This is a genomic window from Variovorax sp. DAIF25, from assembly GCF_050711835.1.
Lineage (GTDB): Bacteria > Pseudomonadota > Gammaproteobacteria > Burkholderiales > Burkholderiaceae_C > Variovorax.
On sequence record NZ_CP136637.1, the window covers coordinates 2359531 to 2375512 of the forward strand.

General features: G+C 69.6%; 4 protein-coding genes. 3 read left to right on the top strand and 1 reads right to left on the bottom strand.

The genetic code is table 11. The features are described from left to right. The first annotated feature begins 42 nt into the window (after positions 1-42). The 3 genes from R0232_RS45320 to R0232_RS45330 all read left to right on the top strand — a co-directional run bounded on the left by R0232_RS45320 (position 43) and on the right by R0232_RS45330 (position 15164). Positions 43-13776: an ESPR-type extended signal peptide-containing protein gene (locus R0232_RS45320; RefSeq protein WP_431513719.1), complete on the top strand. Its 13734-nt coding sequence runs from the start codon at positions 43-45 to the stop codon at positions 13774-13776. Positions 13777-13793: 17 nt separating this feature from the next. Then, positions 13794-14669: an OmpA family protein gene (locus R0232_RS45325; protein ID WP_431513720.1), complete on the top strand. Its 876-nt coding sequence runs from the start codon at positions 13794-13796 to the stop codon at positions 14667-14669. A 69-nt stretch (positions 14670-14738) separates the two neighbouring features. Then, on the top strand, positions 14739-15164 hold the full coding sequence (locus R0232_RS45330; protein WP_208512857.1) for a hypothetical protein: 426 nt from the start codon (positions 14739-14741) through the stop codon (positions 15162-15164). Between the two features lie 13 nt (positions 15165-15177). Here R0232_RS45330 and R0232_RS45335 read toward each other — a convergent pair whose 3' ends face one another. Further along, positions 15178-15948: a winged helix-turn-helix domain-containing protein gene (locus R0232_RS45335; RefSeq protein ID WP_398498126.1), complete on the bottom strand. Its 771-nt coding sequence runs from the start codon at positions 15946-15948 to the stop codon at positions 15178-15180. Between the last annotated feature and the right edge of the window lie 34 nt (positions 15949-15982).

Genomic DNA, 15982 nt, shown 5'->3' on the forward strand with positions numbered 1-15982 from the left:
TCGTGCGCATGCGGCCCATCTGATTTTGAGGATCACGAAGAAATGAACAAGACGTACCGGTCGGTCTGGAATGAAGCGCTCGGAGCCTGGGTGGCGGCGTCGGAAACGGTGAAGGCCCGCGGCAAGGGAGGCGGTCGCGTACGCGCGGCTGTGTTGGCCGCGGGCCTGGCGGCGGTGACGGCGCTGGGCGCCGGTGATGCCTGGGCGCAGGCCGGCATCCATGACGGCACCGGGCATGCCAACCCCGACCCGGTGCCCGGCGCGGTGCTCGACATCAACTCCTCGACCCGCGGCGTGATGATGCCGCGCGTGGCGCTGACCGACGCGACCGTCTGGGGCCTGCCCGGCGGCGTGCCGGCCGACGGCATGGTGCTGTTCAACACCACCCCCGGCACGGCCGCCAACGGCCTCACGCAGGGCCTGGTGACCTGGAAGGGCGGGCGCTGGGTGAGCGTCGACGAGACGCCCTACCTGCATGTGAACGCGACCGCCGCCGGCAATTCGACGCTCGCCAATTCGGGCGCGACCGGCGCCAACAGCGTGGCGATCGGGCCCGACGCCAAGGCGAGCGCGGGCGACACGGTGGCCATGGGCAACGGCACCGAGGCACGCAAGCTCGGCGACATCGCCATCGGCCGCGGCGCGCTGGCGAGCGGCGGCAACAACCTCAACAGCCCGACCGAGAACTGGAGCTCGGTGGCGCTGGGCGCCTATGCCGCGGCCACCGAGAGCAACTCGGTCGCCGTCGGCGGTTCGGCCAAGGCCGAGGGACGCGGCACGGCGCTGGGTTCGCGTGCCGAGGCCGGCTACGACACGGTCGCGGTCGGCATGTACGCGGGCATGAGCCGGCCGGCCAAGTCCGATCCCAACGATTTCAGCAATGCCTTCAACACCTTCGTGGGCAGCGGCGCCGGCGTCGCGGGCAGCGGTGCCCGCAACGCCTACGTCGGCAACCAGGCCGGCGCCATCGTCACCGGCGACGAGAACGTCGGCATGGGCTTCGGCGCGGGCGGGCTGACCACCGGCAACCGCAACATCGCGCTCGGCCAGCGCGCGGGCCAGGTCGTGACCGGCGACCAGAACATCCACCAGGGCACGCTCGCGGGGCTGCAGTCCACCGGCAGCAACAACATCGCGCTGGGCACCGGCGCCGGCGCCAACCTGGCGCTGGCCGCGCAGGATCCGAACAGCCCGATTCCCCAGGCCGTGGTGCAGGCGGCGAGCCTGGCGGCGCAGAACGAGTTCATGGGCTTCCTCGCCTCGCGCGGCGTGACGCAGGCCGGCATCGACGACGGCAGCTACACCATCGACGGCGCCGGCAACGTGGTGCAGGCCAGCAGCGGCAACGTGGTGGTGACGGCCGCCGAGCTGCAGGACTCGTTCGTGCGCGCCTCGCAGCGCAACGGCGTGGCCGGCACCAACGCCAGCCGCACCACGGCCATCGGCTACCTCTCGCGCGCCACCGGCGACGACGCGCTGGCCATCGGCTCCTCGGCGGTCGCGGGCGAGAAGGCCGCGGTGGCGATCGGCAGCGGCAGCCAGGCTTCCGGCGTCTCGGCCGTGGCCATCGGCACGGGCGCGCAGGCCAACGGCACGCAGTCGATCAGCATCGGCACGGGCAACGTCGTCAACGGCGACCACAGCGGCGCCATCGGCGATCCGAACACGATCAGCGGCAACAATTCCTATGCGGTCGGCAACCACAACACGATCGCCGCCAGTTCGAGCCACGCGCAGGGCAACAACAACGCGCTGACCGATGCCACGGGCAGCTACCTGTTCGCCAACGGCGAGCAGAACAGCGTCTCGGGCAGCGGCAACTACGGTGCGATCGTCTCGGGCGGGCTCAATGCGATCGCGGGCAACACCAATGAATACAACCAGCTGATCGGCTACCAGAACGAGCTCAGCGGCAACGACAACCAGAGCACGAGCCAGATCGGCCGGAACAACAGCATCACGGGCGATGGCAACCGGCTGGTGAGCGTGATCGGCAACCAGAACGCGCTGACGGGCAAGAACGACAACACCAGCGTCCTCGGCACGGTCAACACGCTGGACGGCACCTCGCTGACCAGCGTCATCGGCGCCAACAACAAGGTCGGCGCGACCTCGGCCACCAGCGTGATCGGCAAGGGCCTCAGCGTGACCGGCGGCGAGAAGAACTTCGTCGGCGGCGTGGACACCACGCTCAACGGCCTGAGCTCCAGCGTGGTGCTGGCCGACGGCGGCCAGGTCGCGGACAACGCCAGCGGCGTGGTGCTGCTCGGCAAGGGTGCGCAGGCCGGTGCCAGCGACACCGTGGCGGTGGGCACGGGCGCCACGGCTGCCTACGCGAACACCGTGGCCCTGGGCGCCAACAGCACCACCTCGAAGGACCTGGTGACGCTCAACGCCAACGCAGCCTACGTGCCACCGGGAGCGGCTTCGGTGGCCGGCGCGCTGCCGGTGGGCGAGGTCTCGGTGGGCAGCGCGGGCGCCGAGCGCCGTGTGACCAACGTCGCGGCCGGCGCGGTCGACACCGATGCGGTGAACGTGAGCCAGCTCAAGGCGGCGACCACGCACTACTACAGCGTGAACGACAACGGCGTGACGGGCGGCAACCACGGCAACGACGGCGCCACCGGCCTGAACGCCCTGGCGGCCGGCGTCGATGCCGCGGCGGCGGGCGACCATGCGACCGCGGTCGGCTCGGGCGCCCAGGCGGCCGGTGCCGGCTCGACGGCCGTCGGCGTGGGCGCGGGCCAGGGCACGCCGGGCGCGAGCAACACCGCGGTGGGCGCCTCGGCCGGTGCGTCGGTGACCGGCAGCGAGAACGCGGCTTTCGGCAGTGGCGCCGGCACGGGCGTCACGGGAGAGGCCAACACCAGCCTCGGCACCTCGGCCGGGGTCGATGTTCAGGGCGACCGCAACACCTTCGTGGGCAACGACTCCGGGACCGGCGCCAAGGGCACGCGCAACGTGGCGGTCGGCAACAACGCGGGCGACAGCATCGACGGCAACGACAACCTGGGCCTGGGCAGCAGCGCGGGCAACGGCGTGCAGGGCAACCGCAACGTCGGCGTCGGCACGGTGGCCGGCAGCGTGGTGACGGGGACCGACAACGCCGCGCTCGGCACGGGGGCCGTGAGCCTCGTGAAGGGCAGCGGCAATGTCGGCGTGGGGCAGGGCGCGGGCGGCGTGGTCGATGGCGACAACAACGTCTCCATCGGCAGGGGCGCCGGCACGGCGGCGATGCTCGACCTGGACCGCGGCGGCTATGTCGACCGCAGCGGCAACCTGCTGGCGGGACAGCCGGCGGCCACGAAGGCGAACGACACGGTCTCGATCGGCAACCTCGCCTACGCCTCGAAGGACCGCGCGATCGCGGTGGGCAAGGGCACCGAGGCCAGCGGCCTCGAGGCCGTGGCCATGGGCCCGGGCGCGCAGGCCAACGGCGACGAGAGCCTCAGCGTGGGCCCGAACGCGGGCCGGGGCTCGAGCGGCGCCTACAACGCCGCCTTCGGCACCAAGGCCGGACAGAACGTGACCGGCACCAGCAACGTCGCATTGGGCGGCAATGCGGGCAACGGCGTGGCCGGCGACTTCAACCTCGGCGTGGGCGAGGGCGCGGGCACGCGCACCGAGGGCTCGTACAACGCGGCCCAGGGCCACTATGCGGGCACCGACATCAAGGGCAACGCGAACCTGTCCGCCGGCTTCTACGCGGGCTTGGGCACCCAGGGCGACAACAACGTGGCCCTGGGCCGCATGGCGGGCGTCAACGTCGAGGCCAGCGACACGGTGAGCATCGGCAGCAGCGCCGTGGCCGGCAAGGACGGCGCGGTCGCCGTGGGCCGCGAGGCCCAGGCCAGCGCGGCCGACGGCGTGGCGCTGGGCGCAGGATCGCAGGCGACGCAGGATGCGGCCGCGCTGGCGCTGAAGAACGCCTATGCGCCCGATGGTGCCGCGGTGGCCGGCAGCGCGCCGGTGGGCGAGGTGTCGGTGGGCAGCGCGGGCAAGGAGCGCCGCATCACCAACCTCGCGGCGGGCGCGGACGACACCGACGCGGTGAACGTGAGCCAGCTCAAGGCGGCGCAGACGCACTACTACAGCGTGAACGACAACGGCACGCCCCAGGGCAACCACGACAACAGCGGGGCCACGGGCATCAACAGCCTGGCGGCGGGCGTGAATGCCGCGGCGACGGCGGACCAGTCGGTGGCCGTCGGCGTTTCGTCCGTGGCCTCGGGCGGCGGCGGCGTGGCCGTGGGCAATTCTTCGCAAGCGCTGGGCCAGCAGACCACGGCCATCGGCGGGAATGCCGGCAATGGCGTGACCGGCGGAGACTATGCCACCTATGTCGGTACGAGTGCCGGCGCGGCTTCCAAGGGCGCGTCCAACACCTACGTCGGCAGCAGCGCGGGCCTTGGCGCGACCGGAAACTACAACGCGACATTGGGCACCACGTCCGGCTACAAGCTGGCGGGGGACTACAACACCATCGTCGGGACCTCCGCCGGCCTGTCGACCCAGGGAGACCGCAATGTCGCCGTCGGCACCTTCGCGGGAATGAACCTGCAAGGCAGCGATAACCATGTCGCCGGCAGCGCGGCCGGCTTCGCCCTCCAGGGCGACAACAACGTCGCGGTCGGTACCTCGGCCGGCACCGGCTACTTCATCGACACCAAGACGGGCCTGCTCACCGACCGCAACGGCAACAAGGTGGCGGGCACGCCGCCGCGCACCGTGCTGAACGACACCGTGGCCGTCGGCAACCATGCCATCACCGACTCGGACCGTTCGATCGCGCTGGGCAAGCGCGCCATCGCCGGTGCGAGCGGCAGGACGGATGCCATTGCCATCGGCACCGGCGCGCAGGCCCTCGGCGCGAGCAGCATCAGCATCGGCACCGGCAACGTCGTCAGCGGCGACAACAGCGGTGCCATCGGCGACCCGAACATCGTCAGCGGATCGGGCAGCTACGCGGTGGGCAACAACAACGACATCGCGGCCAACAACGCCTTCGCGGTAGGCAACAACGTGGTCATCGCCGCGGGTCTGGATGGCGCGGTGGGCATCGGCAACGGCAGCACGGTGAGCGCGGCGACCGTGGCGTCGTATGCGCCCAATGGGGCCGCCGTGGCCGGCACGGCCACCGGCAGCAACGTGGTGAGCGTCGGCGCCTCGGGCGCGGAGCGGCGCCTCACCAACGTGGCCGCCGGCGGCGCGGACACCGACGCCGTGAACGTGAGCCAGCTCAAGGCCGCGCAGACGCACTACTACAGCGTGAACGACAACGGCACGCCGGGCGACAACTACGACAACAAGGGCGCGACCGGAACCAACGCGCTGGCCGCGGGCGTGGGCGCCGCGGCCAAGGCGAACGATGGCGTGGCCGTCGGTGCCTCGGCGGTGGCGGACGGCACCTCGGGGGGCTCGGTGGCCATCGGCCGCGGCGCCAGCGCCTTCACCTCCAGCGGCGGGGCGGTCAACCATGGCGCCACCGCGATCGGCAGCGGCGCGACCGCGAGCTTCTCGAACTCGACGGCGCTCGGCGGCGATGCCAGCGCGCTGGCTTCGGAAGCGACCTCGCTGGGCGCGGGCAGCAGCGCCGGCACCAATGCCGTGGCCGCCGGCTTCCAGGCCAAGGCCGCCAATGGCGGCGCGGCCATCGGTTTCAACGCGACCACCGTGGGCACCGCGGCCGTGGCCGTCGGCCCCGGTGCGACCGGCACCGGCCTCGCATCGGTGTCCGTGGGTTCCAACACCGATGCGCAGGGCGTCGGCGCCGTGACCGTGGGCGCGGCCAGCCGCGCGTTCCAGGACGGCAGCACCGCGCTCGGCGTGCGTGCGTCCGCCGCCCTGGCCGACAGCGTGGCGCTGGGCAGCAACTCGCTGGCGAACACGGCCGCGGGCGTGGTCGGCTACGACCCGAGCACCGGCACCGCCGCGAAGAGCGGCACGGCGATCGCCGACACCACCAGCACGCTGGCGGCGGTGAGCGTGGGCGGCAATGGCCAGTTGCGCCAGATCACCAACGTGGCCGCGGGCGCCGCGGACAGCGACGCGGTCAACGTGAGCCAGCTCAAGGCCGTGAGCCAGGTCGCGAACGCGGGCTGGAACGTGGCGGCCAACGGCGAGGCCACGGGCGGCAACGTCGCGCCGGGCGGCAAGGTGGACTTCGGCAATTCGGATGGCAACGTCACGATCACCCGCACCGGGACCGATCTCGATGTGAAGCTGGCCGATGACGTGAAGGTCAACAACAGCGTGACGGTGGGCCAGAGCGTGCTCGACACCACGGGGCTGACGGTCAACAACGGGACCACGACGACGGCCGTGTCGGCGGGTGGCGTGACCAGTGGCACTGTGAATCTCAGCGGTGTCAGCAACGACATCCAGGGCCTGAGCAACAAGACGCTGACCGATCCGAGCTTTGCGACCGTGGGGCGTGCGGCGACTGAAGAGCAACTTAAGCTGGTCGATCAGACCGCCAATGCGGGCTGGAACGTGACGGCCAACGGCGCGGGTTCGTCGACGGCGAACATCGGCCCGAACGGCAAGGTCACGTTCAATGGCGACAGCAACATGACCGTGACGCAGACGGGGGCTGCCAATGACGGCCAGGTGAATGTCGCGCTCAACAAGGACGTGAACCTCACGGCGGCGGGCAGCCTGAGCACGGGGAACAGCCGGGTCGACAACGCGGGCCTGACCGTCAACAACGGGACCACCACGACGGCGGTGTCGGCGGGCGGCGTGACCAGCGGCACGGTCAAGCTCAGCGGTGTCACCAACGACATCCAGGGGCTGAGCAACAAGACGTTGACCGATCCGAGCTTTGCGACGGTGGGGCGTGCGGCGACCGAAGAGCAGCTGAAGCTCGTCGATCAGACTGCGAACGCAGGCTGGAACGTGGCGGCCAATGGCGAGGTCACGGGTGCGAACGTGGCGCCGGGCGGCAAGGTGGACTTCAGCAACTCGGATGGCAATGTCACGATCACTCGCACGGGCACCAACCTCGACGTGAAGCTGGCCGACGATGTGAAGGTCAACAACAGCGTGACCGTGGGGCAGAGCGTCGTGAACACGACGGGACTGACGGTCAACAACGGAACCACCACGACGGCCGTCTCGGCCGGTGGCGTGACCAGTGGCACGGTGAGCCTCAGCGGGGTCACCAACGACGTCCAAGGCCTCAGCAACAAGACCCTGACCGATCCGAGCTTTGCGACCGTCGGCCGCGCGGCGACCGAAGAACAGCTCAAGCTCGTCGACCAGACCGCCAACGCGGGCTGGAACGTGGCCGCCAATGGCGAAGCCACGGGCGGCAATGTGGCGCCGGGTGGCAAGGTGAATTTCGGCAACTCGGATGGCAACGTCACGATCCAGCGCACGGGCACCGATCTGAACTTCAAGCTGGCCGACGACGTCAAGGTGAACAACAGCGTGACCGTGGGCCAGAGCGTTGTGAACACGACGGGCCTGACAGTCAACAACGGGACTACCACGACGGTGGTGTCGGCGGGCGGCGTGAGCAGCGGCACGGTCAAGCTCAGCGGTGTCACGAACGACATCCAGGGCCTGAGCAACAAGACCTTGACCGATCCGACGTTCGCGACTGTCGGTCGTGCGGCGACCGAAGAGCAACTGAAGATCGTCGACCAGACGGCCAATGCAGGCTGGAATGTGGCGGCCAACGGCGAAGCCACGGGTGCGAACGTTGCGCCTGGCGGCAAGGTCGACTTCAGCAATTCGGACGGCAACGTCACGATCACTCGCACGGGTACCAATCTCGATGTGAAGCTGGCCGACGACGTGAAGGTCAACAACAGCGTGACGGTGGGCCAAAGTGTCGTGAACACGACGGGGCTGACGGTCAACAACGGAACGACCACGACGGCCGTCTCGGCCGGTGGCGTGACCAGCGGCACAGTGAGCCTCAGTGGGGTCACGAATGACATCCAGGGCTTGAGCAACAAGACGCTGACCGACCCGAGCTTTGCGACCGTGGGCCGCGCGGCGACCGAAGAGCAACTCAAGATCGTCGACCAGACCGCCAATGCGGGCTGGAACGTGGCGGCGAACGGAGAAGCCACGGGTGCGAACGTTGCGCCTGGTGGCAAGGTCGATTTCAGCAACTCGGATAGCAACGTCACGATCACCCGCACGGGTACGAACCTGGACGTGAAGCTGGCCGACGATGTGAAGGTCAACAACAGCGTGACGGTGGGGCAGAGCGTCGTGAACACGACGGGTTTGACGGTCAACAACGGAACCACCACGACGGCGGTTTCGGCGAGCGGAGTGACCAGCGGCACAGTGAGCCTCAGTGGTGTTACGAATGACATCCAGGGCTTGAGCAACAAGACCTTGACCGATCCGACGTTCGCAACTTTGGGCCGCGCGGCAACGGAAGAGCAGCTCAAGCTGGTCGACCAGACGGCCAACGCGGGCTGGAACGTGGCGGCCAACGGAGAAGCCACAGGCGCGAACGTCGCACCCGGCGGCAAGGTCGACTTCAGCAATTCCGATAGCAACGTCACGATTACCCGTACGGGCACTAATCTCGATGTGAAGCTGGCCGACGACGTGAAGGTCAACAACAGCGTGACGGTCGGCCAAAGCGTTGTGAACACGACGGGGCTGACCGTCAATAACGGAACCACCACGACGGCGGTTTCCGCTGGTGGCGTGACCAGCGGAACGATCAACCTCAGTGGCGTCACCAACGACGTCCAAGGTTTGAGCAACAAGACGCTGACCGACCCGAGCTTTGCGACCGTGGGTCGCGCGGCGACCGAAGAGCAATTGAAGCTCGTCGAACAAACCGCCAATGCGGGCTGGAACGTGGCGGCCAACGGGGAAGCCACAGGCGCGAACGTTGCGCCCGGCGGCAAGGTCGATTTCAGCAATTCGGACGGCAACATCACGATCACCCGCACGGGTACGAACCTGGATGTGAAGCTCGCGGACGATGTGAAGGTCAACAACAGCGTGACGGTGGGCCAGAGCGTCGTGAACACCACGGGTCTGACCGTCAACAACGGAACCTCGACAACGGCGGTTTCGGCGGGAGGTGTGACCAGCGGCACGGTGAACCTCAGCGGCGTCACCAACGACATCCAAGGCCTCAGCAACAAGACGCTGACCGATCCAACGTTCGCGACCGTGGGCCGTGCGGCAACCGAAGAGCAGCTCAAGCTGGTCGACCAGACGGCCAGCGCGGGCTGGAACGTGGCGGCCAATGGCGAGGCCACGGGCGGCAATGTGGCGCCGGGCGGCAAGGTCGACTTCAGCAACTCGGATGGCAATGTCACGATCAAGCGCACGGGTACGAACCTGGACGTGAAGCTGGCCGATGACGTGAAGGTCAACAACAGTGTGACCGTGGGCCAGAGCGTCGTGAACACGACGGGCCTGACCGTCAACAACGGAACTACCACGACGGCCGTCTCGGCCGGTGGCGTGACCAGCGGCACGGTGAACCTCAGCGGCGTCACCAACGACATCCAGGGCCTGAGCAACAAGACGCTGACCGATCCGAGCTTCGCGACCGTGGGCCGCGCAGCGACCGAAGAGCAACTCAAGCTCGTGGACCAAACCGCCAGCGCCGGCTGGAATGTGGCTGCCAACGGCGAAGCCACGGGCGGCAATGTCGCGCCGGGCGGCAAGGTCGACTTCAGCAACTCGGATGGCAATGTCACGATCAAGCGCACGGGTACGAACCTGGACGTGAAGCTCGCGGACGACGTGAAGGTCAACAACAGCGTGACGGTGGGGCAGAGCGTGCTCAACACCACGGGGTTGACGGTCAACAACGGGACCACGACGACGGCCGTGTCGGCGGGCGGCGTGACCAGTGGCACGGTGAACCTCAGCGGTGTCACGAACGACATCCAGGGGCTGAGCAACAAGACGCTGACCGATCCGACATTCGCAACCGTGGGCCGTGCCGCAACGGAAGAGCAGCTCAAGCTGGTCGACCAGACGGCCGGCGCAGGCTGGAACGTTGCCGCCAACGGCGAAGCGACCGGCGGCAATGTGGCCCCGGGTGGCAAGGTCGATTTCAGCAACTCGGACGGCAACGTCACGATCACCCGTACCGGGACCAACCTGGACGTGAAGCTCGCCGATGACGTCAAGGTCAACAACAGCGTGACGGTCGGCCAGAGCGTCATGAACACGACGGGCCTGACGGTTGCCGATGGGACCACGACGACGGCCGTGTCGGCTGGCGGCGTGACCAGCGGCACGGTCAACCTCAGCGGTGTCACGAACGACATCAAAGGCCTGAGCAACAAGACCCTGACCGATCCGACATTCGCGACGGTGGGCCGCGCGGCGACCGAAGAACAGCTCAAGCTGGTCGACCAGACCGCCAACGCGGGCTGGAACGTGGCCGCCAATGGCGAGACCACGGGCGGTAATGTGGCACCGGGTGGCAAGGTGAACTTCGGCAACTCGGATGGCAACATCGCGATCCAGCGCACGGGCACCGACCTCGACTTCAAGCTGGCCGACGACGTCAAGGTGAACAACAGCCTGACCGTGGGCCAGAGCGTCGTGAACACGACGGGCCTGACCGTCAACAACGGCACGACAACCACGGTCGTGTCGGCGGGCGGCGTGACCAGTGGCACGGTGAACCTCAGCGGTGTCACGAACGACATCCAGGGCCTGAGCAACAAGACCCTGACCGATCCGACATTCGCGACCGTAGGCCGCGCAGCAACCGAAGAACAGCTCAAGCTCGTCGACCAGACCGCAAGCGCAGGCTGGAGCGTGACGGCCAATGGCGCGGGCTCGACCACGGCCAACATCGGTCCGAACGGCAAGGTCACGTTCAATGGCGACAGCAACATGACCGTGACGCAGAACGGCGTGGCCAACGACGGGCAGGTGAAGGTGGCGCTCAACAAGGACGTGAACCTCACGGCCGCGGGCAGCCTGAACACGGGCAACAGCCTCGTCAACAACGCGGGCCTGACGGTGAACGACGGGACCACCACGACAGCCGTGTCGGCCGGTGGCGTGAGCAGCGGCACCGTCAAGCTCAGCGGCGTCACGAACGACATCCAGGGCCTGAGCAACAAGACCCTGACCGATCCGACGTTCGCGACCGTGGGCCGTGCTGCAACGGAAGAGCAGCTCAAGCTGGTCGACCAGACGGCCAATGCAGGCTGGAACGTGGCGGCCAACGGCGAAGCCACGGGCGGCAATGTGGCGCCGGGTGGCAAGGTGAACTTCGGCAACTCGGATGGCAATGTCACGATCCAGCGCACGGGCACCGACCTCGACTTCAAGCTGGCCGATGACGTCAAGGTCAACAGCAGCGTGACGGTGGGCCAGAGCGTCGTGAACACGACGGGCTTGACGGTCAACAATGGGACCACCACGACGGCGGTGTCGGCGGGCGGCGTGACCAGCGGCACGGTCAAGCTCAGCGGCGTCAGCAACGACATCCAGGGCCTGAGCAACAAGACCCTGACCGATCCGACGTTCGCGACCGTGGGCCGCGCAGCGACCGAAGAACAACTCAAGCTCGTCGACCAGACCGCCAGCGCAGGCTGGAACGTGGCCGCCAACGGCGAAGCCACGGGCGGCAATGTGGCGCCGGGCGGCAAGGTGAACTTCGGCAGCTCCGACGGCAACGTCGCGATCCAGCGCACGGGCACCGACCTCGACTTCAAGCTCGCCGACGATGTCAAGGTCAACCACAGCGTGACCGTGGGCGACACGGTGATGAACAACGCCGGCGTGGCCGTGGGGCCGGACGTCAAGCTCGGATCGAGCGGGCTGACGATCGCGGGCGGTCCGAGCGTGACCACCTCGGGCATCGATGCCGGCGGCAAGGTGATCACCAACGTCGCGCCGGGCGTGGCCGACACCGACGCGGTCAACGTGAGCCAGCTCAACGACACGGTGGACAAGGGCAAGACCAGGTACTACAGCGTGAACTCGACCGGCGGCGGCAACGCGCAGAACGACGGCGCCACCGGTGCCGATGCCATCGCCTCGGGCAAGGACGCGAAGGCCGCAGGCGACAACGCGGTGGCCATGGGCACGGCGGCGCAGGCCACCGGCGCCAGCGCCACGGCGCTCGGGAATGCCGCCTGGGCGCTCGGCGACCGCGGCTCCGCGGTGGGCTACTTCTCGACCGCGGGCGGCATCGACAGCACCGCCTTCGGTGCCTGGTCGCGGGCCCTGGGCAACGGCAGCGTGGCGGCCGGCGCGGCCTCGACCGCCGCGGGCACGGCCAGCGTGGCCGTGGGGGCGGGCAGCACCGCGGCCGCCGATGGCGGCGTGGCGCTGGGCGCGCTCTCGGTGGCCGACCGCGCGGCGGGCGCTGCGGGCTATGTGCCGCCGGGCGCCGATACCGCGTCATCGAAGGCGATCGCCTCCACCACCGCCACGGCGGGCGCGGTCGGCGTCGGCGATGCGGCCAACGGCCTGCTGCGCCAGATCACCGGCGTGGCCGCGGGCTCGGCGCTCACCGATGCGGTCAACGTGGCGCAGCTGCAGGCCGTGGCCAGCCAGGCCGCGAGCGCGGGCAACAAGTGGATCACCGGTTCGCCGACCACCTACGTGGCGCCGACGTCCAGCGGCAAGGACGGCACCGCGGTGGGATCGGGCGCGGTCGTCAAGGCCGACAGGGGCGTGGCGATCGGCACCGGTGCCGTGGTCAGCACCGACAACAGCGTGGCGCTGGGCAACGACTCGACGACCTCGAAGGCCAGGCCCACCGAGGAGGTGACGATCCAGGGCACGACCTACAAGTTCGCCGGCGCCAAGCCGGTGGGCGTGGTCAGCGTGGGCTCGGAAGGCAAGGAGCGCCAGATCACCAACGTCGCGGCCGGCGAGATCAGCGCCACCAGCACCGACGCGGTGAACGGCAGCCAGCTCTACGCGACCAACCAGGCCATCAACAACATCCAGACCGGCTCGGGCATCAAGTACTTCCATGCCAACTCGCAGGCGGCGGACTCGAACGCCGCCGGTGCCGAGAGCGTGGCCATCGGCCCGCGCGCCGAGGCACTGGGCCACAGCGCGGTCGCCACCGGCAACGGCGCGCGCGCCATCGGCGCGGGCAGCCTCGCGCTCGGCGGCAACTCGCTGGCCTCGAGCAGCAACGGCGTGGCGCTGGGCAACGGCGCGGTGGCCGACCGCGCGGGCATGAACGGCCAGCGCGAGATGTTCTCGGGCGTGGCGGTGGCTTCCGCGCAGGGCGCGCTGTCGGTCGGCGCGAGCGGCAACGAACGCCAGATCACCAACGTGGCCGGCGGCACGCAGGCCACCGACGCGGTCAACGTGCGGCAGCTGCAGGCGGTGCAGCAGAGCACGGTGCGCTACGACACCAACCCCGACGGCAGCGTCAACTACAACAGCGTGACGATGGGCAACGGCGCCTCCAGCGGGCCGGTGACGATCCAGAACGTGGCGCCGGGCGTCGCGCCCACCGACGCGGTCAACGTGCAGCAGCTCAACCAGTCGAGCGCCGCCAACAACGCCTACACCGACATGCGCGCGAATGCGCTGGGCAACGAGATCCGCAGCGTGGCGCGCAATGCCTACGCCGGCGTCGCGGCCGCGATGGCGGTGCAGATGCCGGGCTCCTACGTGCCGGGCAAGACGGTGATGCGCATGGGCTACGGCGTCTTCAAGGGCGAGAGCGCGATGGGCGTGAGCTTCCGCCGCACGGCCGAGAGCAACGCCTGGAGCCTGACCGGCGGCGTCGGCCTGAGCCGTGCCGGCGCGTCGGCCACGGTGGGCGCGGAATGGGTCTTCAATTGAGCACGGGGAGAAGGACGATGAGCACGAGTCGAACGAAGCAGGCGGCGGGGCTGGCCCTGCTGGTCATGGCGGGGACACTGATCCAGGGCTGCGCGTCGCCCGGTGCGGCGATCGACAAGGAGGCGCAGGCGCGTGCCGCCGCGGAGCAGCCCGCGCCGCCGAAGCCCGAGGAGTTTCCGAATCCGGCCAGGGCCAACTGGAAGCAGGGCGCGTTCCCGGCACCGAAGGCGTTCGAGCGGGTGCGCCCTGGCATGGGCAAGGACCCGCTGCGCGAACTGCTGGGCTGGCCGCATTTCAGCGAGGGCCTGTGGGGCGTGCGCGAGTGGAACTACATCTTCCACTTCTACAACGGCAAGGGCAGCGACTACACCACCTGCCAGTACATGGTGCGCTTCAACGCCGACAACCTGGCGACCGGCGCATGGTGGAAGAACCCCGAGTGCGCGCTGCTCGCGCAGCCGCCCGCGGCCACGCCGATTCCCGCCAGCACCAGGCTCGCGCCGCCGCAGAAGCTCACGCTCAGCGCCGACGGCCTGTTCCGCTTCGACGGCGCCGCCGCCACCGACCTGCTGCCCGAGGGCCGTGCACGGGTGGAGCGCCTGGCCGGCGAGCTGCGCCGCGGCTTCCGCGCGCTGCACTACGTCGTCGTGACCGGCCACACCGACCGGCTCGGCGGCGATGCCTACAACGAGGCCCTGTCGCTCGCGCGCGCGAACACCGTGCGCGACCTGCTCGTGCAGCAGGGCATCGAGCGCAGGCTGATCCGGACTGCCGGCATGGGCAAGCGCCAGCCCGTGGTCAGCGACTGCGAGGGCACGCGCGCGTCGCCGGCACTGCTGCAATGCCTGCAGCCCAACCGGCGGGTCGAGATCGACGTGGCGGGGGAGCAGTAGGCCATGCGCGCGGCGCCGAGCCGCCCCCTGGCCAGCCCGCATCGCGGCGCGACGCACGGCGGTGTTTCGATGGGCAAGCGCGTCCAGCTCGGGCTGCGGATCGCGCTGGTCGACGCCGATGCGCTGCAGCGTGCCTGCACCGCCAATTCGCTCATCGCGCTCGGGGCCGACGTCGTGCCTTTCGTGCATCTCGCCGACCTCGTCGGCGCCTTCGATGCCCGGCAGAAGTTCGACGGCGTGGTCGTGGGCCTGCATGCCGATGCGCGGCGGACGCTGTCGCGCGTGCCCGACCTCGAGGCCGCGGCCGGCCGTGCGCTGCCGCTGGTGTACGTGACGCACCGCAGCGAGCTGCAGGCCGTCGATGCCGTGCCGACCGCCCTGCGCGCGGGCCGTTCGTTCCAGCTGCTGTGCTCGCCGGTCGAGGACGCGCAGCTGCTGGCCTGGCTGGAGACGCTGGCGGCCTGGGGCCGCGGAACGCTGCGCGCACGGGCCTGACGCAAGGCGGCCGCTATGGCTGCGCGGGCTCGGCCGGCACCGCGACGATCTGGTAGCCCTGGCCGTACACCGCGCGCAGCACGAAGCCGTTCTCGGCGCGCAGGTCGAGCCGGCTGCGCACGTTGGTGGCGCAGACGTCGAGCACGCGCGCCCCGGCGCGCGGCGTGGGCGTCTGCCAGACCGATTGCCAGAGCCATTCGCGCGTGACCACCTGGCCGAGGTGGCGGAACAGGGTCAGCGCGAAGGCGTACTGGCGCGGCTGCAGCCGGATGCTGCGATGGCGGTGCAGCACCGTGCTGGCCGTGCCGAGAAAACGGTAGTCGCCCCAGGCGCCGAAGCCCGAGGTGGCGGCCGGTGCGTTGCGGGGCGGCCGCTGCTTCGACAGCAGCGCCCGCAGGCGCCATTCGAGTTCCGTCGTCGCGCTCTCGCTCGGAACCTCGTCGAACTCGATCAGGTCGTCCCAGCCCGGCGCGCCGTGCCAGGAGGCGAGCTGCGCCCACTGCCGCGTGCGCACCACGAGCAGCGTGGGCAGTTCCAGCGTGCGGCAGACGGCGAACAGGCTGCGGCGCGTCAGTTCGTCTTCCACCGCCACGAGCAGCAGGTCGAAGTGCTCGCCGGCACTCAGCGCGGCCAGGAAGCTCGTCGGTCCCGCGAACGCGACGGCGTCGTGGCCCATGCGCCGCAACTGGCCGAGCAGGCGGCCGCCATCGCCGTGCCGATCGTCGATCAATGCCACGTGCGCCCCGCCGGCCCCATCGGGCCTGTCGAGGGAGGGCGTCTTCATTTCCATCTTGCTGACATGCCTGTGCGCGGGTGCC